Source organism: Leptotrichia sp. OH3620_COT-345 (genome assembly GCF_003932895.1).
In the GTDB taxonomy this organism is placed as follows: Bacteria; Fusobacteriota; Fusobacteriia; order Fusobacteriales; family Leptotrichiaceae; genus Pseudoleptotrichia.
This window is the reverse complement of record NZ_RQYW01000017.1, coordinates 26,390-47,436: the sequence shown is the minus strand read 5'-3', so window position 1 is coordinate 47,436 and position 21,047 is coordinate 26,390. Positions and strand designations below refer to the sequence as shown.

Genomic DNA, 21,047 nt, shown 5'->3' with positions numbered 1-21,047 from the left:
CCGAAGCCGTCTTTGTTACTCTTGTCCCTATACTTGCAGGATCAGGTATTACCTCGGAAAATATATTGAAATTAAAAAACAGCAGCATTACAAAAGCTGCTATTTTTCTCGGTAATTTCTCTTGGAAATATCCTTTAAAAAATTTCACTTTAATTTTCATAATTATTCTCCTTTTCAAATTTAAAATGCGTTTATTAATTTTATTTTTATTATTCAATACATTCTAACCCAATTTTTCAAGAAAAGCAACAGTCATTTTGAATTTTAAATAAATTTATATTTATTTTTCAATATTTTTCTTTCGTAAAAGTGCAGTTAAATTATGACAGTAATAGAAAAATAAAATTGAAATATAAGTAAAAATCTAACATTCAAATTTTTTATAAAAAAATTACTAAATATTGCTATAATATGATAAAATTATAAAAAAAAATTATTATAATTTATTATAATTTCATTTTTTATGAGATATAATTTCTTCACAAGCCAAGAGAAAGAATTTTGAAAATCATAGGGAGGAAATTATGAAATACAAAGGATTGGTATTATTCGCCATATCTGCTACCCTTCTTTCAGCAGCTATGGTAATGAAAAATGACAATATGTCAAAAAAGAAAACGGAAACAAAAAATATGAATAAAAAGGACGGCACAATGATGAATGACAAACAAATTACAAAATCCGATATTAAAGAGGATATAAGAGAAATTTATCTCGCAGGAGGTTGTTTCTGGGGGATAGAAGCGTATATGGAAAGAATTTACGGAGTTAAAGATGCTACTTCAGGTTACGCTAATGGTAAAACAGATTCTACAAATTATCAGATTTTACACGGAACTGATCATGCAGAAACAGTACATGTAAAATATGATGCAAATAAAATTTCCCTTGACAAATTACTGAAATATTATTTTCAGGTTATAGATCCTACAAGTATAAACAAACAGGGAAACGACAGAGGAAGACAATACCGTACAGGTATATATTATACAAATATTAAAGATAAAGAAACTATTGTTAGAGAAATAAAAGAACAACAGCAAAAATATAGCGATAAAATCCAAGTTGAAGTTGAACCGTTAAAACATTATATATTAGCTGAAGAATACCATCAGGATTATTTAAAGAAAAATCCTAACGGATATTGCCATATAGATTTGGAACAAGCTGATAACATTATTATAGATCCTAAAGACTATCCTAAACCAAGCGACAAAGAATTACAGGCAAAACTTACACCTTTACAATACAGCGTTACTCAAAAGAAAAATACTGAACATTCATTCAGCAATGAATACTGGGATAATCATGAAGCAGGACTTTATGTAGACATAACTACAGGCGAACCTTTATTTTCTTCAAAAGATAAATATGATTCGGGTTGCGGTTGGCCAAGCTTCACTAAACCTATTGTAAAAGATGTTGTAACTTATGAAAAAGATACAAGTTTCAATATGATAAGAACCGAAGTTTTAAGTAGAAGCGGGAAAGCTCATTTAGGACACGTGTTTGATGACGGCCCGAAAGACAAAGGCGGACTTAGATATTGTATAAACAGTGCCGCAATAAAATTCATACCGTTAAAAGAGATGGAAAAACAAGGTTACGAATATCTTGTAAATTTAGTTAAATAATTTAAGGAGTAAAATATGTTTGGACAGCAATTATTAATAGGAAGTGTGTTTTTAGCAGGACTTGCTTCATTTTTTTCACCTTGTATCTTTCCTATTGTTCCTGTATATCTCGGGATTTTAAGTAAGGGCAAAAGAACTGTAATAAATACGTTTCTATTTATAATGGGATTATCCCTCACATTTGTAAGTTTAGGGTTCAGTTTCGGATTTCTAGGAAATATTTTTTTTAACGACAACATAAGAATAATCTCAGGAATAATAGTTATAATTTTAGGAATACATCAGATGGGTATATTGAAATTTAAACAGTTAGAAAAAACCAAACTGCTTGAAATAAAAACTGACGGGAAAAGTTCATCTCTTGAAGCGTTAATATTAGGATTGACATTCAGTCTAGGCTGGACTCCCTGTGTGGGACCGATTTTAACATCAGTCCTTGCCCTTTCAGGAGACAGAGGTTCTGCAATATACGGAGGAATGATGATGTTTATTTATGTTTTAGGACTGGCTACACCTTTTATCCTGTTTTCATTTTTTTCTAAAGAGCTGTTAAAGAGAACAAGATCTTTGAATAAATATCTGGATAAATTTAAAATCATCGGAGGAATACTTATTATTTTTATGGGCATTTTACTTATAACAAATAAATTGCATTTTTAAATAAAAACATAAAGTAAAGAAAGGATTTGAAAACTATGAAAAAAATTATCACGTTATTACTTGTAATATTAAGTTTTAATATTTTAGCCGCAGGAGGTAATTCATTGAACGGAATTCAATTAAAAGATATAAATAATAATACTGTTTCACTCAGTAAATATAAAGGAAAAAAAGTTTATGTAAAAATGTGGGCTTCTTGGTGTCCTATATGTCTTTCAGGACTCCATGAAATAGATGTCCTTAGTGGAGAAAAAAATAAAAATTTTGAAGTAATAACTATAGTTTCTCCGGGGCATAAAGGCGAAAAACCTAAAGATAAATTTATACAATGGTATAAAGGATTAAACTATAAAAATGTAACCGTATTGTTAGATGAAAAAGGGGAAATACTTAAAAAAGCCCAAGTTAGAGGATATCCTTCAAATTTAATATTGGATGCAAACTTAAATATTACAAAAGTATTACCCGGTCACCTGAATACAGCACAAATAAAAGGAGCTTTAAAGTAAATGTACAGTCTTTTAATAGTTGATGATGAACCTATAATAAGAAGGGGAATAAAAACATTTATAGATTTTGATAAATATGGAATAACTGATATATATGAGGCGGAAGACGGAAACTCCGCCTCTAAGGTATTTTCTGAAGTTTTACCTGATCTTGTACTTCTCGATATAAATATGCCTTTTAAAGATGGACTTACCGTTGCAAAAGAAATGAAAAATATAAAAAAAGGAACAAAAATTGCTATAATAACCGGATACGATTATTTTGAATATGCTCAGAAAGCTCTTAAAATAGGTGTAGAAGACTATATACTCAAGCCTGTTTCAAAAAAGGATATAAACGAAATTATAACAAAGCTTGTGTTTGAACTTAATGAAGAAAAAAAACATATTGAAGCTGAAAAGCTTATAAATAAAATTAAAAATGAAACTACAGATACTCTAACTTCAAATAGCAAATACAAAAGTATTATTTCAAAAAAAATTGAAGACAATTTTAGCGATGTTTCTTTTAACTTAAATTCTCTTGCGGATGATCTGAGTTTATCTTCAGGATATTTAAGTTCTCTTTTTAAAAGTTTGTTCGGTGTTCCTTTTCAGAATTATTTGAACAATGTACGAATGGAAAAAGCAAAATTACTTTTACTTACAACCGATTTAAAAAATTATGAAATAGGAGAACGTATCGGTTTTGAGAATGTTCATTACTTCAACTCCAAGTTTAAAAAAACTTTTGGGATAACACCTAAAGAATTTAAAAAAAACATAGTTGAAAAAAATTAATATATAAAAACATTTCGCACAATAGGAGAAATTATGAAATTATTAAAAAAATCCATAAGAAAATCCATGATGTTTCAAATAATAATCTACTATTTAATAGGTAATTTCCTGTTTATATTTTTTTTAAGCAGCATTTTTTATTACAGTTCAAAATATATTATAATGAAAAAGGAAATAGAATCAACACGAAAAAGTGCTGAAAAAAGTGCGGAATATGTTTCTTTGTATATGGACAAATTGAAAAATCTTATAAATCTTCTATCTGTCAATACTGACATTGCAGAAACTTTAATAAATCACAATGAAATTTCCAGAGAAAATGTTGAAAAAATGATTCAACTCATAATAAATGAAAATAATGGAAATATAAAAAGTATAACTATTATAGGAAAAAACGGGGATATTATTTCCAATGAAAAATCAGTCAATATGGATATTTCAGCTGATATGATGAAAGAAAGCTGGTATATCAGTGCTATAAACAATACTGACCATCCTGTCTTAAATCCTATCAGAAAAAAACAGACTTCTATGGATATGACAAGTTGGGTTTTATCTATAAGTAAAGATATAAAAAATAAAAGTGGAGAAAATTTAGGCGTTATTGTCTTTGACATAAAATATCAAGCTTTAAATGAATATTTGAAAGACATTTCTGTCGGAGAACACAGTGATAATCTCATAATTGACGGACAAGAAAATATTATATATTACAAAAATGTAAACTGTTTTATAAATAAAGAATGTCTGGATAAATTTTTATCTCAAAACGAGGAATACTATAAAAACAAAAATATAGCTTTGACAAAAGTACATATAGAAAATACCGATTGGCAATTAATAAGTTTTTCTGAAATGAATGACCTTGTTCTTTTGAAAAAAAGTTTTTTTGATGTTATTATAGCTATATTTCTTATTTCTCTCACATTCACTACCATTGTCACTTACTTGATTATAAGAAAATTAATTCAGCCTCTTATAAAGCTGGAAAATCATATACAAAAATTTGAAAATTCTTTAAGTGAATTTTCTCTTGAAAAAAATACAAGCTATGAAATTGAAGTTTTGGTAAAACATTTTAACTCCATGATTAATAAAATTAAATATTTGAGAGAATATGAAATTAAAGTGCTGCACAGTCAAATAAATCCTCATTTTCTTTACAATACTCTTGACACTATCATATGGATGACTGAATTTGGTGACAGTGAGCAAGTTATTACAATAACAAAATCCCTTGCGAATTTTTTCAGATTATCTCTTAGTAACGGAAATGAAAAGATTTCATTAAAGGATGAGCTTACTCATGTTCAGGAATATTTATTTATTCAGAAACAGCGATATGAAGAAAAACTTACTTACAATTTTAAAGTAGATGAAAGTTTGCTGTCTACAGTAGTTCCTAAAATAATTATTCAACCTATTGTTGAAAATTCTATTTATCACGGTATTAAAAATATTTTGGGTAAAGGAATTATAAATATCACTGTTTCCAAAAACAATAGTTACTTAAATATTATAATTGAAGATAACGGAATTGGATTTGAAAAATCGAAGCAGTTCAAAAAAACTAAAATCGGCGGTGTAGGAATAAAAAATGTAGATAAAAGAATAAAATTTTATTACGGAAATGAATACGGAATACAGATAGAACCGGTTTCTTCAGGTTCAATCGTTATATTGAAACTACCTTTAGATTAAAATTTTTAAAAGATATTTTAATAAAATTATTCCATAAGTTAAAATAATCTTTCAACTACAAACTATATATTTAAAAAATCAAAAATATTGTCTTTACTGCTTCTATAAAATATAAACTTATAATTTAATATATTTTTCTACCTTATTGGAACAGTTTTAAGTAAAATTATTTTATAAATAAAAAATATTCCAAAATTATAAATAATATTTTCAGAAAAATATAAATTGTTAATTTTAATTATAAAATCTAACAAAATGAAAAGAGAAGCTTACGGAATGAAAAATTTGATAAAATAACCAAATTAATTTTTTAAACTTTTTTATTCCCATTTCTCTTCGGGATATCCATGAAAATAATATAAAACATACGGAACAGTACATTTTCTTCGATTCTCTATACATTTAAATTTACTAAACCTTTTTAGCATTTATATATAACAAAATTTCTAAAAGATTTTAAAAACTTTACTACAAACTTAAAAATCATGGCTGACAAAATTTCTTCCATGATTTTTTACTATTTTATTTTGTTCCGAAAATTCTATCCCCGGCATCTCCCAATCCCGGATATATGTATGCTTTTTCATTAAGTCCTTCATCTATTGCCGCTATATACAAATCCACATCGGGATGCTTTTCAATAACTTTCTTAATCCCTTCAGGAGCACCGATAATACAAAGCATAGTTATATTTTTTACGCCTTTTTGTTTTAAATAATCAATTGTATAAATCATCGATCCTCCTGTAGCTAACATAGGATCAGTTATAAATACCTGACTTTCTGCTACATTTAAAGGCATTTTAGCATAATAATAAGTCGGTTCAAATGTCTCTTCATTTCTATATACCCCTAAATGTCCGACCTTTGCATTAGGAAGTAATTGCAGTATCCCTTCAACCATTCCGAGGCCTGCCCTTAAAATAGGTACTAATGTAACAGGTTCATCTAAAATCTTTGTTTTTGTTTTCTGAATAGGTGTTTCAGTTTCTATTTCTTTCAGCTGTAAATGCTTTGTAGCTTCATAAACCATTAACCCCGCGATCTCATTCAAACTCTCTCTAAAAAGTTTCGTATCAGTATTTTTATTTCTCAGATTTGTTAGCTTATGCTCAATCAAAGGATGCTTCAATTCATAAACTGCCATTAGTATAATCACTCCGTTTCATTATTTAAAATTTTTTTAATTTCTTAAAAAAAAACAGAGAATACTACTATTAAAAATAGTAACTCTGTTTATATTATAAATTATATTTTTTCTTAAATTTATCAACTCTTCCAGTTTCATCAACAAACTTAGACTTACCTGTATAAAAAGGATGTGAAGTAGAACTTGTAGCAACTTTAATTACAGGATATTCTTGACCTTCAAAAGTTGTCGTTTCTTTTGAGCTTTTTGTAGATTTCCCTAAGAACTTATCTCCATTACTTGTATCTTCAAATACAACAAACTTATAATCAGGATGTATATCTTTTTTCATATGTGACTCCTTTCTATCTATTTAGGATATTATTTCCATTAATTCAAATAATAATATCATACTTTCAGGTTATTTTCAAGTATTTTTTAACAGCAAATCGGAAATAAAAAATAGGTTTCAATACAAATTCATATTTCAAACCTATTTTTCACTAATTAAATAATCTTTTTAAGTTATTATCAAATAATTATCTTAAAGATTTTAACAATTCAAAGTCTTCTAATACTTTTTGTTCTTTTTTAATCTCTTTATCCAATTCAGCTCTTAAAGATTTGAATTCTGACATTTTTTGTTTAAATTCTTTTCCAAAGATACTTTTATCAGCATTTGCTTCGATATCAGCTATTCTTTGGTCAATAGTTGCCTGCATTGCTAAATATTTGTCTAATCTTTGTTGTGCTGCTTGTGCTAAAGCTGCCTGCTCGTTAAATTTTTGTTGTTCCATTTGGTCCAATCTTTGAAGTTGTTTTTCCAAATTGTTTAAACTATCTTCTAAAGAAGATTTTTTTGCCGGTGCAGCACCGAAAGCCATACTACTTAATACTAATACTCCTACTAAAACTGCTAATTTTTTTTTCATTACTAATTTCCTCCTTTTAATTCTTCTACTTTATCAAAGTTATTTACTACTTTAGATAATGAAGCTATTTCAGCATCTAATGCTTTTACTACATTTTTGTATTCTTTTACAAGATTTTCATATTCACCTTTAAAATATTTTGTATTTCTTGTCTGTTCCAATTTCGACATTTTTTCTTCAATTGCTGCTTTTAAAGCTTGCTTTTCTTGTAACGCTTGAGTAGCTGTTTCAGCATTTCCTCTCAATTTTGCATATTGCTGATTTTCCATGTTAACAAGCTGGTTATATTCGCCTTCCAGTTTGCTAAATTTTGCATTTATTGTTTGATAATCTGCGAAACTGATCGCACTTAACAATACAAATAAAATTCCTAATTTTTTCATAACATCCTCCTAAAGATATTTAATTAATTGTATTTCCAAATAAATCTTTTATATATTATATATTATTTATATTTCCTTGTCAATCTTTTTTAAGAAAAAAGAGCTAAGTAAATAGCTCTTTTTAAAATATTCAATTATATTCCGATTATTGGTTAATTAATCTTACGTTATTGAAATCTACATTTTGGAAGAATAATTCAACTCTTCTGTTATTGTATCTTCCACCAACAGTTTTGTTAGTATCAGCAGGTTGAGATTCTCCTCTACCAGTGATTGTTCCATAAGAAATTGAATTTTTCAATCCGTATTCTCTTAACAATCTTGCAACATTCTGTGCTCTTGCTACTGATAACTTTTGGTTATAAGCATCAGATCCTGTAGAATCTGTATGTCCAACAAAATCAATTGTTCCACCATCAGCAAATTGATTAATTACATTTGCAATAGTTCCTAAATCTCTTGCTTCTGATTGATTAGGTACTCTTCCATCAACTTTAAATCCTTTAATTACACATTTTTTCTCTTCAACTGAACAATTGAAAGGGAATACAGCAGTTGCAGTATTTATTACTTTCGGTTCTGGTTTTGGTTCTACTTTAATAGTTTCAGTTATTGTTTGAGTAATCACTTTAGGTGATCTGTCGTTTTGTAATTTTCCAAATCTATATCCTAATTTTAATCCGAATGAATCTACTTTTCCTCTTTCTCTTTCATTAGCAACTTTAAATTTCAAGTTTGCTCTTTCGTAAACCGCTTCCAATGATACAGGACCGAATTCAGTTCCTATACCTGCTGCTGCATACAGCCCACCGGAAACATCTACTCCTGCTCTTCCAAGCTCTTTTGATTCATTAGCGAATGCGTATCCTGCTCTTCCTAATACATATAATGCATCATTTCCTGAATTTGTAGTGATTATGTTGAATTTACCTAATGCATAAACAGGAGCAACTCTTGCAATTTTATTTGTTTTATCTTTTTTATCCACTAACTTTCCAGATTTTGGAGATAATTTGTATTCTGCTCCTAATCCCCATTCAAATTCACCTTGATTATCAAAAATGTATTCAGCACCTAAAGTTGGTCCACCTTTAAGTTTAAGATCATCACCATATCCGGATTTCACTTTTCTAGTGAAGTCATATCCACCTTTAAATTGGATTTCTGACGCTACAGCATTTAATGCTAATAAAGCTGTTCCTAAAATAACTAACTTTTTCATTTAATTTCCTCCTTAATATTTCAAACATTTGATTTTCCAAATAGTCTCCCTAATCTTCTTCTAAGATTATACTATATGTTGCCAAAAAAATCAACTATTTTTTTACTTTTTATTTTTGAACTTTTTTATTTTTGTCTTACTATAAATTTCTATTTCTCCAATTTTCCGACTTTTTCTTCTTAATGTTGAAAATACTGGAAAAAAAGCATTTTCTCTTTTTAAGGAAAGAAAGAAATTTTTATTTAGTTTCGTCATTTTCAAAAATTAAATTTTGTAAAATAAAAATTATTTTTTAATTAATTTTATAAAGTTATTATTTTATCAACAACTTTTTCCAATTTTTTTAAAAGTGATATCCTGTTATTTTTAATTGTTGTATTTTCATCATTGATTTTTACTTTGTCAAAAAAGTCATTTATAACGTTTTCTTTTTTCAACAACATTTCTATACACTCTGAAAAATCTTTATTTTCAAGATTTTCCAATTCATCCGAAAATAGAAGTATCTGTTTTTCTTCTTTTGTACTGAATAAACTTTCATTTACAGGAACTTCGCTTTTTTCTTCTTTTACTATATTTTTTACTCTTTTAAGAAGATTTACAAGTTTTCCAAAATTTTCAGTTTTTGATAATTCTGATAAAATAAACAGTCTGTTATCTAATTTTATAATGTCATTTTCAAGATTGATCTGATAATTAATTAAATCTTTACTATATTTTTCGGATAATACATTTATTATTCTTTGTCTGAAAAATTCTATTACATCTATAATCACATTTTCTTCAAGAACTTTTTTACTTTCTGCAAATATTTGATAAGATTCTTTTACCAGCTCCTTATAATCATATTCAAGCTTTGCATTTAACGTAACATATACTATTCCCTGAACGGCTCGTCTTAAAGCATAAGGATCTTTTGAACTTGTAGGTTTCAAGCCTACTGAAAAACATCCGACAACTGTATCTATCTTATCACTGATTCCTGCTATTGCTCCTTCTACTGTGGTAGGCAGACTGTCTCCCTGATATCTTGGTAAATAATGTTCAAATATTCCTAAAGCAACATTTTTCTCTTCTCCTTGTTTTTCAGCATAAATTGAACCCATAAATCCTTGTAATTTAGTAAATTCCTTTTCCCCTATTACATTTGTAACAAGATCCGCTTTTGCCAATTCTACTGTTCTTAATATATTTTTCTTTTCCGACTGCTTTCGCGTTTTTTCTATAAGATATTCAGCAATTCTTTTACTTCTTTGTATTTTGTCATATATAGTTCCCATATCTTTCTGAAATGTAACTTCTTTCAGTTTTTTTACATTATCGGAAAATTTATTTTTTAAATCTTCCTCAAAAAAGAACTTCGCATCTGCAAGTCTAGGTTCTATAACTTTTTCATTACCTTTTTTGACTGTTTCAGAATGTTCAGGAGCATTTCTCACAAGTACAAATTTATTTGTCAGTTTGCCATTTTTATCTTTTACGGGAAAATATCTTTGATGAGTTTCCATAGTAATTGTAATAATATCTTCAGGAAGTAATAAATAATTCTCACTGTATTCACCTTTTATTGCATAAGGATATTCAACAAGATTTACAACTTCTTCAAGTAAATAATCATTTATTATAACCTTATCTCCGTCTTTCTCACAATTTTCTTTTATACTTTTCAGAATTTTATCACGCCGTCTCTCTTTTTTCACAATTACAAAATTTTCCAGTAATATTTTTTCATATTCCGAAGCTTCATTAATTACAATATTCTGAGAAGCGAAATATCTCATTCCTCTTGTTTTATTTGAGGATTTTATCCCTTCAAATTCAAAATCCAGTACTTTACTTCCAAGAAGTGTAATAAACCATTTTATAGGTCTTGCAAATCTGAACTGTTTCTCTCCCCATTTCATTGATTTTTCAAATTCTATCTTTTTCAATATATTATTTAAAATTTCAGGAAGTATCTCTTCTGTTTTTCTTCCTTTTAAAAATTTTTCGATGGAAATATATTTACCTTTTTCATTTTCTATTATTTTAATGTCTTCGTTTCCGGCATTTTGAGATTTTACAAATCCTTCTCCGGCTTTAGTCAGTTCTCCGTTTTTATATGCTACATCAACTGACGGACCGATACTTTTTTTATTCAAATCTTCCTGTTTTTCAGATATATTTTTTACTATTACTGCAATCCTTCTTGGTGTACTGAAAGATTCAATATCTGAAAAAGAGAGTCTCTCATTTTTCAACTCGTTTTTAATCAATTTTTCCAAATCAGCTTCAGCTTCATTTATATATCTTGAAGGAAGCTCTTCCAATCCTATTTCAAAAAGAAAATTCACTGTTCTCTCCTTATCTTATAAATTAGTTTTTATATTAATCAGAATACCACGTATTCATGACTTTTTCAAGTTACTCTTTTTATAATATTTACAATTTTTCTAAAAATAAAATTTACATTTTATTTTAATATTAAAATTTCTTAATTTTATTTCTTTTTTTAACTATTAAAAATTTTTATTAAACTGTTTGATTTTAAATTTATTAACTTTACAATTTAGACTTTATGATGACTTTTCAAATATTTTTTGAATATCTCGCCGGTTTACTGTTTGATATTTGTAAATTCATATAGAGATGTCTTCGGGAAACTAGAACTCTATCATAAGTATATATTATTACTTCATAATTTTCAAAAAATCTGAAATAAAAAAACAGCATAAAAACGCTGTCAGTTTTCTCACAGATTCACATTCTAATTTTTTCAAAAAAAATAAAACTTGTTTTGTATCCATACAGTATCGCCCCTCCTGTACTAAAACTTAATTTCTATCCCGGATTCATTTTATTAATGAAAAATTAAATTTCGATTTTTTCATAATTGACAAAACTATCATATATTATAAGTCTAAAAGCTGTACTGAATTTACATACTATTTTAGAATTATCCGGTTAATTATAAACCTTATTATTTCATTTACAGCTTATAGACTTATATAAAAGCTCTGTTTCTTTATTTTTTCAATAGCGGATGTCCTAATTTTCTTCTCACTTCTACAAACTGCTGTGCACATTTTTTAGCCAAATCCCTTACACGTAATATATAAGACATTCTTTCTGTAGTACTTATAGCTCCTCTTGCATCAAGATTATTAAATGTATGAGAACATTTTAAAACATAATCATATGCAGGTAATACAAGTTTGTGATTCAGACAGTTCAAAGCTTCCTTTTCATACATATCAAATAATTTAAACTGCATTGGAACATCAGCTATTTCAAAACTGTATTTTGACATTTCATATTCATACTGGTATCGTCTTTCTCCATATTTAACGTTTTTTGCCCATTCCAGTTCATAAACATTTTCTTTATCCTGTAAGTAAAGTGCTATTCTTTCAAGTCCGTATGTAAGTTCAGCAGGAGTTATTTCCACTTCGATTCCTCCTACTTGTTGAAAATAAGTAAACTGTGTTATTTCCATTCCGTCAAGCCATACTTCCCAGCCAAGTCCCCATGCTCCCAATGTAGGACTTTCCCAATTATCTTCTACAAATCTTATATCATGGACTTTCGGGTCTATTCCTAACGCTACAAGACTTTCCAAATAAAGTTCCTGTATATTTTCAGGAGAAGGTTTCATTATTACCTGAAATTGATGATGTTGATACACTCTGTTTGGATTTTCTCCATACCTTCCGTCTTTAGGCCTTCTTGATGGTTCCACATAAGCTACATTCCACGGTTCAGGACCTAACGACATTAAAAATGTATCAGGATTAAAAGTTCCTGCTCCGGTTTCCATATCATAAGGATTTCCTATTACACAACCTCTTTCACCCCAGAATTTCTGAAGTGTCAGTATTATTTCCTGAAAAGTCATACTAAACATCTCCTTTCTCAATTTTCACATTTTCTTTATCACTCTTTTTTTATGCTTTCTTACAAGATAATCAATTACAATAATGTATATTCCTATGTGAATATACATATCCGCAACATTAAATACAAATTTCCATATGCCGTTAAAGTCTATCATATCGACTACAAAACCTCTGAATATCCTATCAAGCATATTTCCCAAAGCACCTGCGGCTATTATTGAAACACCTATTTTTGTCCATTTCGTATAATTTTTAAAATTTTTAAATTCTGAAAAAACTATATAAATTATTAATAATATGCTTATTACTGTAAAAACATTTATTTTTCCTTGAAATAAACCAAATATTCCCCCATGATTTTCTACATAAGTAAAATGGAAAAAATCCTTTATCACAGGTATTGAATAACCGATGCTGCTATCTGACATTCTAACCATTTCATATTTAGTAAACTGATCTATAGATGTAAGTACTAATATTATTAATATGTACAACATATTTCCTTCCTTATATTAAATCTATCATCTGACTTGATTTCTTATATTGAAAATTTCAATTAAAAAACATTCTAAGTAAAATGTTTTAAAAACACTTTATTTTATTAGTATTCCTATTTTATTAAAAATTTTCGTAAATACAGGAATATCAATCAGATTTTTTACAAAACAACTTATGCTTTTAAAACTTTTGCACATCTTGGACATACATCAGGATATTCCGGATCATTCCCTACTTCTTCATGATATTTCCAACATCTTTCACATTTCTTTCCTAAAGCTTTTATTACTTCTATGAAAATTCCTGAAATCTCACTGTTTTCAAGCTCATCCGCTACAAATTTCGTCTGTGAAACAATAAATAAATCTGATATTTCATCTTCAGTATAATTTTTCAGAAATAAATATTCATCGCTATCAACTTTTAATAGAACCCTTGCATCAAGAGAATGTCCTATAAGTCCTTCCTGCCTCGCAGCTTCAAGCTTTTTGTTTACTTCTTTTCTTAAATTTTGAATTTTACTCCATTTTTTTGCCAACTCATCATTCTTATATTCCGGCTCTAATTCTATCCAACCCGATAAATGGACACTTTCCTCTTCTTTAATTGTTTCAGGTATTCTTTCCCATATTTCATCTGCAGTAAACGAAAGAACAGGTGAAATAACCCTTACAAGAACTTTCAAAACTTCAGTCAGTACAGTTTGTGCACTTCTTCTTTCAAGCGAATCTTTTTCTTCACAGTATAATCTGTCTTTTACTATATCCAAATAGAAAGAAGACATATCTATTGAACAAAAATAAGTGATTTCCTGAAATAAACTGTAAAATTCATATTTGTCATAATACTCAGTCGTTTTTTCTTTCAGTTCCTCCAATTTATGCATTGCCCATTTATCTATTTCATACATATCTTCATAATTTACTTTCTTGTTCACATAGTCAAAATCATTAAGATTTCCCATTAAAAATCTTGCAGTATTTCTTATTCTTCTGTAGGCATCAGACATTTGCTGCAATATATTTTCGGAAATTCTCACATCTTCTCTGTAATCTACTGAAGAAACCCAAAGTCTCAATATATCCGCTCCGTATTTTTCAATTATATCTTTAGGTACAATTGTATTCCCTAATGATTTCGACATTTTTCTTCCCTGTCCATCCATTACGAAACCGTGTGTAAGAACTCTCTTATACGGAGCATCTTTCGTACTTGCTATTGATGTAAGTAAAGATGACTGAAACCATCCCCTATGCTGATCGCTTCCTTCAAGATATAAATCTGCAGGTCTAGGTAAATTTCTCGGAATCAATACTCCTCTATGAGAAACTCCCGAATCAAACCATACATCCATTATACTTTTTTCTTTTCTCAGCTTTATATCTTTCAAATTATATTTTTCGAGTAGATCTTCACCTATAATTTCTTCAGCTTCATACTTCCACCATATGTCCGTTCCCTCTTTTTTCACCGTTTCAATTACTCTATCCATTATTTCAGGTTCATATATGACTTCACCAGTATCCGCATTATAAAATAAAGGTATCGGTACTCCCCAAACTCTTTGTCTTGAAATAGTCCAATCAGGTCGGGTTTCTAACATTGCATTAATCCTGTTTTTTCCCCATTCAGGTACAAATTCGACATTTTCAAGTGCTTTAAGAGACTTTTCCCTTACATCACTTTCATCAACACTTATAAACCACTGTTCTGTAGCTCTGAAAATGACAGGTTTTTTACTTCTCCAATCATGAGGATATGAGTGGGAAAACTCACTATAAGCCATTAAATGACCTGAATTTTCCATATCTTCAACTATAACTTTATTTGCTTTTTTATAAAATAAACCTTCGTATTTTCCTGCTTCTTTAGTCATATGTCCCTGATTATCCACAGGAGATAGAACCCCTATTCCATATATCTGTCCGACCGCATAATCTTCCACTCCGTGTCCCGGTGCAGTATGTACCGCCCCTGTTCCCGCTTCAAGAGTTACATGCTCTCCCAATATTACAAGACCTTCTCTGTCTAAAAACGGATGTTTGTAATGAGTTTTCTCTAGCTCACTTCCTTTAAATTCCTTTATAAGTTCATAATTCAGTTTCATAGCTTCAAAAGCTTTTTCTGCAAGTTCTTTAGCTAATATCAGATTTCCTTTTTCAGTTTTATACACTCCATAATCAAAATCTTTATTTAATGCTATTCCTAAATTTGCAGGCAATGTCCACGGAGTAGTTGTCCATATTATAATACTTACTTCATCTAATCCGAGTTTATCCGTCAAATCTTTTGAACCTTCCATTTTCACATAAATTGAAGGAGAAACCACATCCTTATATTCAATTTCAGCTTCCGCCAATGCAGTTTCAGTGGTAGGTGACCAATATACAGGTTTAAGACCTTTATAGACATATCCGTTTTCATAAATTTCCTTGAAAACTTTCAGCTGCTCCGCCTCATATTCAGGTTTTAAAGTAATATAAGGATTTTCCCAATTTCCTAAAATTCCCAATCTTATAAATTCATCTTTTTGCTTTTCTACCCATTTCAGTGCATACTTTTTACACTCCTGACGTATTTGAAGAGGAGTCATATTTCTTGCTTTTTCTCCGTATTCTTCCATTATTTTCCATTCTATAGGTAACCCATGTGTATCCCATCCCGGAATATAAGGAGCATTATAACCTCTTAACCTTTTATATTTCAATATTATATCTTTCAAAACTTTGTTTAAAGCATGACCTATATGTACATTTCCATTTGCATAAGGAGGACCGTCATGAAGCACAAAAAACCCGCTTTCCCCTCTCAATGATTTTTCATAAATTTTTCCTTTTTTCCAATCTCTTAATGTCAACGGTTCCTTTTGTGCAAGATTTGCCTTCATTTTAAAACTTGTTTTAGGTAAATTCAGTGTTCCTGCATAATCAACTTTTTCAACATTTTTTTCTTCCGACATTTTTCCTCCAATTTCTTATATTTTATTAAAGGGATTGATTTCCCTTAAATTTTCCGTTATATTCTATATTTCATAATTTTTTTATGTATATTACTTTTTCTTGAATATTCAATTTTTTATAAAAATCCTGAATAAATATTTTAAAACATTTAAAGTTTGCGAATCAAAAACTTTTTAAATATTCTCATATAATTATTTTAAATTATTCCAAAAACCTACACAATAACACTTCCTACAAATACAATCAATCCTAATACTATGGCATAAATTAAAGAATATTTTAAAGTCGTTCTTAACATATCTCCCTCTTTACCCATAAGTCCAACTGTTGAAGCGGCAATAGCTATATTCTGTGGAGAAATCATTTTTCCTCCTGTCGCTCCTGCAGTATTTGAGGCTATAAACAGTTCTTTTAACGGCTGATGTCCTGCTTTCAAACCTTCGGCTACATTATATTGCAAATTTCCGAATAAAAGATTTGATGACAAATCACTTCCTGTAACAAATGTCCCTATTGTTCCGAGAAAAGGAGAAATTAAAGGAAAATTTTTCCCCATAATTTGTACAAATCCATCAGCTATACTATTTATCATTCCACTATGCTTCATAACTACTGACAATGCTACTATCCCCATTATAACTGCAATTGACGAAAATTTATGCTTCACCGTATCTTTAAATACCGAAATCATATCTTTGACTTTAGCTTTTTGAAAAAATCCTGCTATTATAGTTGCCGCAATAATAGGAATTCCAGGTGCCAATAACCATTTAAATGTAACATTTGCCTTCGCAATTTCTCCGTTAATGTCTCTAAATGCCGAAGAATTTCCAAATGTAAAATTAAACACCGAATTTGTATGTTCCAGCAATTCATGTACAGTATGAACTACAGGGCTTGTCCCTACAATTAAAACAACCATCAAAATATACGGCAACCATGCCAGAACGCCTTCTTTTAATGTTACCGGATGCTTTTCGGTATTCTTTTTTTCCTTGATAAATATTTTTACCGCTCCTATCATCAATACCATTGCAAGTAAACTTGACAAAATTGTTGGCAATTCAGCACCGGTTGTCTTTGCTATTAGCGGCTGCATGGAATATCCGATTATTGAAGCTACAATAACAGGTATTATACCGTCTCCGAAAGCTTTACTTCCCTCTTTTCTCTCATTATTAGCCATTTTCACAAGTATAAAAGGAATAACAAACATTATCGGCCATAAAAGAAGCGAAACAAAAAAGCTTATTTCATTGGGACTTAAACCTAACAAACTACTCATTGTAGTAACAGGTAACCCCACAGTTCCAAATGCAGTAGGTGTAGTGTTAGCTATCAGACATATAATTGCTGCATTTAGAGGATTAAAACCTAATGATACCATTATTGCAGCAGGAATTGCCACAGCTGTTCCATATCCTGCAACTCCTTCTATAAATCCTCCGAATCCCCATGCAAGTATAAGAGCTTGAGCTCTCTTATCAGTTGTTATATTCCCGAGCATTTTTTTTATAACATTGATTTCTCCTGTTTTGACTGATAATTCATATGCAAATATGGCAGCTATTACTACCAATCCTATTGGCATCCATGCTACAGCAAATCCCTCTATAATGGAACCTATTACTCCAGTTACCGGCATTCTCCATTCTTTAACAATAAAATTCAAAAGTATTGCTATTCCTAAACTTGTGTATGCACTTAACATAGGTGAACATTTTAGTAATGCCAACATAACTAAAAATAATATGATCGGTACTAATCCCATAAAAAACAAACTCATCTTTTTTTCCTTCTTTCTTTTTTATATATTACAGTTTTTAATAAATATAATATTACTGTATTTCACTATATAATCTCCTTTTACTTTTATACCCCTTTTTTTGTCAGACTTACTCTACCTCTTTCTTTATCCAGAGACAAAATCTTAACTTTTATTATCTGCCCCACAGACAGTACTTTTGTAGCATCTGAAATGAATTTATCCGATATCTGGGATATATGTATTAACGCATCATTCTTAAGTCCTATATCTACGAAAACCCCAAATTTCGCAACATTTCTAACCGTTCCTTCAAGTATCATACCTTCAGAAAGATCATCCATATTAAGTATATCCGATCTCAATAACGGTTTTTCAAACTCATCTCTAGGATCTCTTCTGTCTTTCAGTAATGCTTCATATACATCTTTTGCCGTTTGAGGTCCGAAATCATTTTCTTTTATAATTTTTCCCAAATCGACTTTCTGAAGTTTCTGTCTTACATCATTCAGATTTTCTTTTAAATCGGAAACCTTACAACCTGCCTCTTTTAATATCATTTCAGCAATATGATAGGATTCAGGATGAATTATAGTATTGTCCAGAGGGTTATCACTATCAGGAACTACAACAAATCCTGCCATTTGTTCAAATGCTTTATCTCCCAGACCTTTTACTTTTTTAAGTTCTTTTCTGTCCTTAAAATCCCCATTTTCATGCCTGTAATCGACAAGGTTTTTTGCCACATTTTTCTTAATTCCTGAAACAAAACTTAATAAAGCCCATGAAGCCGTATTTATATTTACTCCGACATTGTTTACTACATGTTCTATTGTCTGTTCCAGCATTTCATTAAGTTTTTTCTGATTCACATCATGCTGATACATTCCTACACCTATAGATTTAGGATCAATTTTTACAAGCTCTGCCATAGGATCCTGTATTCTTCTGGCTATGGAGATTGCTCCCCTTGCAGTAACATCCAAATCAGGAAACTCTTCTATGGCAAGTTTTGAAGCGGAATAAACTGAAGCTCCCGCTTCATTGACTATCAAATAGGAAACCTGTTTCTTGGCTTCTTTTATTATTTTGGCTACAAAACTTTCCGTTTCTCTTGAAGCCGTTCCATTTCCGATAGCAATTATATCGACATCATATTTATCTATATAATTTAGTATTTTCTTTTTAGCTTCTTCAAGTTGTTTCTGATTGTGCATTTCTTCTACTAAATAAAGTACATCATTTGTTTCATAAAACCCGTCTCTGTTAATTATAACCATTTTACAGCCGGTTCTGTATCCGGGATCCAAGCCCATAAGTGTCTTTTTTGATAGTGGCGGTTGTAACAACAGTTTTTCCAGATTTTCGGAAAAAATATTTATTGCCTCTTCTTCGGCTTTTTCAGTATATATATTTCTCACTTCATTTTTAATAGAAGGATATGCCAGTCTATCCAAAGAATCTTTTATTATTTCTTTATAAAAATCTGTAAGGTTTTTATTTCCGAGTGATTTTAATATGAAATTTATTATAAATTCTTCCGTTTTTTCATCTACTTCTATATCAACTTTTAAGATTTTTTCCTTTTCTCCCCTATTCAATGCAAGAACTCTGTTTGAAGCTGATTTTTCAATAGATTCGGAATACTCATAATAATCCTGATATACTCCTTTTACATCTTCAGCTTTATTTTTTTCAATTACTTTTGAAATGAGAATACCGAATTTTGCGATCCTTTCTCTTAAAAATTCCCTGATTTTAGCATCTTCAGATATATTCTGTGCAATAATAAGATGAACTCCTTCTATGGCATCTTCCACACTCAAAACTTCTTCTGTAATATATTTTTCAGCTTCAATTTTCAGAGAATCCATAGTGGTATTTGGAAGCAATGCAAATATTGACAATGGTTCAAGTCCTTTTTCTTTTGCTATATCTGCTTTTGTTTTTTTCTTTTTCTTGTAAGGAAGGTACAAATCTTCTACCTCCTGTAACTTGACAGCATTGACTATACTTATTTTCAATTCTTCAGTCAATTTCCCCTGTTCTTCTATTAATCTTATTACTTCTTCTTTCCTTTTTTCAAGGTTTCTGTAATATGTAATTTTTTCAATTACTTCTCTTATTTGTTCTTCATCAAGGTTTCCTGTAACTTCTTTTCTATAACGTGCAATAAAAGGAACCGTTCCCCCCTCATCAAACAAATTCATCGTATTTTCTATCTGAGAAGTCTTTAAATTTAATTCTTCTCCAACATTCTTTATTATATCCAAAACAATCCTCCATATAAATGTCTTCAATGTTATTTTTCAGTTTTATTTTTTAGACTATTAAATATTTTAGCATAATTTACATAAAATAACCAGTTTTTCAAAGAATTTTTTTTAAAATACATTAATAAAAGAAAGACCTGTTTTAATCTTAATATTAAAGATTAAAACAGGTCTTTTTTAAATTTTTACTTATGTGCCTGAACTTTTTTATCAATTTCATCCTGTGTCAAAAATCCTACAAGAGTTTCTACAGGTTTTCCGTCTTTAAATACAACCATTGTAGGAACACTTCTTACTCTGAATTGGGCAGCAAGCTCACTTGCCTGATCCACATCTACTTTTACAATTTTATAGTCAGCACTATTTGACAATTCATCCAGTACAGGCCCCAGCATTTGGCACGGTCCGCACCATGTTGCAAAAAAATCTACCAATGTAATTCCGTTTGCCACTAATGTCTCATTTTCAAAATCTTCTCCTGCATAATGTACTACTTTGCTCATATATATTTCCTCCTAATATAAATTTGAATTTTATCTATACATATTATAACATTTTTAATATGTATACGCAAATGTTTTCACATTTAGAAATACATTTCTTTTATTATACATCTTATTAAATTTTTTTTCAATATCCTATCTTTAATTATACTTACTTTTCACTTCCTCTTTTTTATCTGCTCTTATCTAACTTTTTATTTATTTTTTCAACCATCTAATATCCG

The 21,047-nt window shown here is 29.4% G+C and carries 17 protein-coding genes; 5 read left to right on the top strand and 12 right to left on the bottom strand.

Features of this window, described 5'->3' with window-relative positions; genetic code table 11:
* Positions 1-524 precede the first annotated feature (524 nt).
* From msrB to EII29_RS09455, 5 genes are read left to right on the top strand one after another with little or no spacing between them, the layout of a single operon-like run.
* Entirely contained in the window at positions 525-1,634 is a 1,110-nt protein-coding gene (gene msrB, locus EII29_RS09475) for a peptide-methionine (R)-S-oxide reductase MsrB (protein WP_125237291.1), read from the top strand.
* Positions 1,635-1,649: 15 nt separating this feature from the next.
* On the top strand, positions 1,650-2,294 hold the full coding sequence (locus EII29_RS09470; RefSeq protein WP_125237290.1) for a cytochrome c biogenesis protein CcdA: 645 nt from the start codon (positions 1,650-1,652) through the stop codon (positions 2,292-2,294).
* Positions 2,295-2,329: 35 nt separating this feature from the next.
* A complete protein-coding gene (locus EII29_RS09465) occupies positions 2,330-2,803 on the top strand; it encodes a redoxin family protein (RefSeq protein WP_125237289.1) in 474 nt (157 codons plus the stop codon).
* Positions 2,804-3,583, top strand: coding sequence for a response regulator (locus EII29_RS09460; RefSeq protein ID WP_125237288.1), 780 nt, complete (start codon positions 2,804-2,806; stop codon positions 3,581-3,583).
* Between the two features lie 33 nt (positions 3,584-3,616).
* Positions 3,617-5,284 (top strand): sensor histidine kinase, encoded by a 1,668-nt coding sequence (locus EII29_RS09455; RefSeq protein WP_125237287.1) that lies wholly within the window; start codon positions 3,617-3,619, stop codon positions 5,282-5,284.
* 522 nt (positions 5,285-5,806) lie between these two features.
* On the opposite strand, the gene upp is transcribed toward EII29_RS09455, so the two are convergent.
* The 12 genes from upp to trxA form a co-directional block, all read right to left on the bottom strand.
* Positions 5,807-6,430: a uracil phosphoribosyltransferase gene (gene upp, locus EII29_RS09450; protein WP_125237286.1), complete on the bottom strand. Its 624-nt coding sequence runs from the start codon at positions 6,428-6,430 to the stop codon at positions 5,807-5,809.
* 94 nt (positions 6,431-6,524) lie between these two features.
* Positions 6,525-6,764, bottom strand: coding sequence for a type B 50S ribosomal protein L31 (locus tag EII29_RS09445; protein WP_125237285.1), 240 nt, complete (start codon positions 6,762-6,764; stop codon positions 6,525-6,527).
* 187 nt (positions 6,765-6,951) lie between these two features.
* Positions 6,952-7,344, bottom strand: coding sequence for an adhesion protein FadA (locus tag EII29_RS09440; RefSeq protein WP_125237284.1), 393 nt, complete (start codon positions 7,342-7,344; stop codon positions 6,952-6,954).
* A 2-nt stretch (positions 7,345-7,346) separates the two neighbouring features.
* The gene (locus EII29_RS09435; RefSeq protein WP_125237283.1) at positions 7,347-7,727 is read right to left on the bottom strand and encodes an adhesion protein FadA; all 381 of its coding nucleotides are present in this window, start codon (positions 7,725-7,727) and stop codon (positions 7,347-7,349) included.
* A gap of 145 nt (positions 7,728-7,872) precedes the next feature.
* Positions 7,873-8,949 (bottom strand): OmpA family protein, encoded by a 1,077-nt coding sequence (locus tag EII29_RS09430; protein ID WP_125237282.1) that lies wholly within the window; start codon positions 8,947-8,949, stop codon positions 7,873-7,875.
* 302 nt (positions 8,950-9,251) lie between these two features.
* Positions 9,252-11,282, bottom strand: coding sequence for a glycine--tRNA ligase subunit beta (gene glyS, locus EII29_RS09425; protein WP_125237281.1), 2,031 nt, complete (start codon positions 11,280-11,282; stop codon positions 9,252-9,254).
* 671 nt (positions 11,283-11,953) lie between these two features.
* Entirely contained in the window at positions 11,954-12,823 is an 870-nt protein-coding gene (gene glyQ, locus EII29_RS09420; RefSeq protein ID WP_125237280.1) for a glycine--tRNA ligase subunit alpha, read from the bottom strand.
* A 24-nt stretch (positions 12,824-12,847) separates the two neighbouring features.
* The gene (lspA, locus tag EII29_RS09415) at positions 12,848-13,321 is read right to left on the bottom strand and encodes a signal peptidase II (protein WP_125237279.1); all 474 of its coding nucleotides are present in this window, start codon (positions 13,319-13,321) and stop codon (positions 12,848-12,850) included.
* Positions 13,322-13,494: 173 nt separating this feature from the next.
* On the bottom strand, positions 13,495-16,281 hold the full coding sequence (ileS, locus tag EII29_RS09410) for an isoleucine--tRNA ligase (protein WP_125237278.1): 2,787 nt from the start codon (positions 16,279-16,281) through the stop codon (positions 13,495-13,497).
* Between the two features lie 215 nt (positions 16,282-16,496).
* Positions 16,497-18,053, bottom strand: a complete 1,557-nt coding sequence (locus EII29_RS09405) for an L-lactate permease (RefSeq protein WP_233573304.1) — start codon at positions 18,051-18,053, stop codon at positions 16,497-16,499.
* Positions 18,054-18,154: 101 nt separating this feature from the next.
* Complete coding sequence (locus tag EII29_RS09400; protein WP_125237276.1) at positions 18,155-20,320, bottom strand: Tex family protein; 2,166 nt, start codon at positions 20,318-20,320, stop codon at positions 18,155-18,157.
* 185 nt (positions 20,321-20,505) lie between these two features.
* Positions 20,506-20,823, bottom strand: a complete 318-nt coding sequence (trxA, locus tag EII29_RS09395; protein WP_125237275.1) for a thioredoxin — start codon at positions 20,821-20,823, stop codon at positions 20,506-20,508.
* Positions 20,824-21,047: the final 224 nt, after the last annotated feature.

Coding starts and splice junctions, on each gene's coding strand:
- EII29_RS09455 (WP_125237287.1), top strand. CDS start 3,617: ATGAAATTATTAAAAAAATCCATAAGAAAATCCATGATGTTTCAAATA.
- EII29_RS09435 (WP_125237283.1), bottom strand. CDS start 7,727: ATGAAAAAATTAGGAATTTTATTTGTATTGTTAAGTGCGATCAGTTTC.
- lspA (WP_125237279.1), bottom strand. CDS start 13,321: ATGTTGTACATATTAATAATATTAGTACTTACATCTATAGATCAGTTT.
- EII29_RS09440 (WP_125237284.1), bottom strand. CDS start 7,344: ATGAAAAAAAAATTAGCAGTTTTAGTAGGAGTATTAGTATTAAGTAGT.
- upp (WP_125237286.1), bottom strand. CDS start 6,430: ATGGCAGTTTATGAATTGAAGCATCCTTTGATTGAGCATAAGCTAACA.
- glyQ (WP_125237280.1), bottom strand. CDS start 12,823: ATGACTTTTCAGGAAATAATACTGACACTTCAGAAATTCTGGGGTGAA.
- ileS (WP_125237278.1), bottom strand. CDS start 16,281: ATGTCGGAAGAAAAAAATGTTGAAAAAGTTGATTATGCAGGAACACTG.
- trxA (WP_125237275.1), bottom strand. CDS start 20,823: ATGAGCAAAGTAGTACATTATGCAGGAGAAGATTTTGAAAATGAGACA.
- EII29_RS09465 (WP_125237289.1), top strand. CDS start 2,330: ATGAAAAAAATTATCACGTTATTACTTGTAATATTAAGTTTTAATATT.
- msrB (WP_125237291.1), top strand. CDS start 525: ATGAAATACAAAGGATTGGTATTATTCGCCATATCTGCTACCCTTCTT.
- EII29_RS09470 (WP_125237290.1), top strand. CDS start 1,650: ATGTTTGGACAGCAATTATTAATAGGAAGTGTGTTTTTAGCAGGACTT.
- EII29_RS09460 (WP_125237288.1), top strand. CDS start 2,804: ATGTACAGTCTTTTAATAGTTGATGATGAACCTATAATAAGAAGGGGA.
- EII29_RS09430 (WP_125237282.1), bottom strand. CDS start 8,949: ATGAAAAAGTTAGTTATTTTAGGAACAGCTTTATTAGCATTAAATGCT.
- EII29_RS09445 (WP_125237285.1), bottom strand. CDS start 6,764: ATGAAAAAAGATATACATCCTGATTATAAGTTTGTTGTATTTGAAGAT.
- EII29_RS09405 (WP_233573304.1), bottom strand. CDS start 18,053: ATGGGATTAGTACCGATCATATTATTTTTAGTTATGTTGGCATTACTA.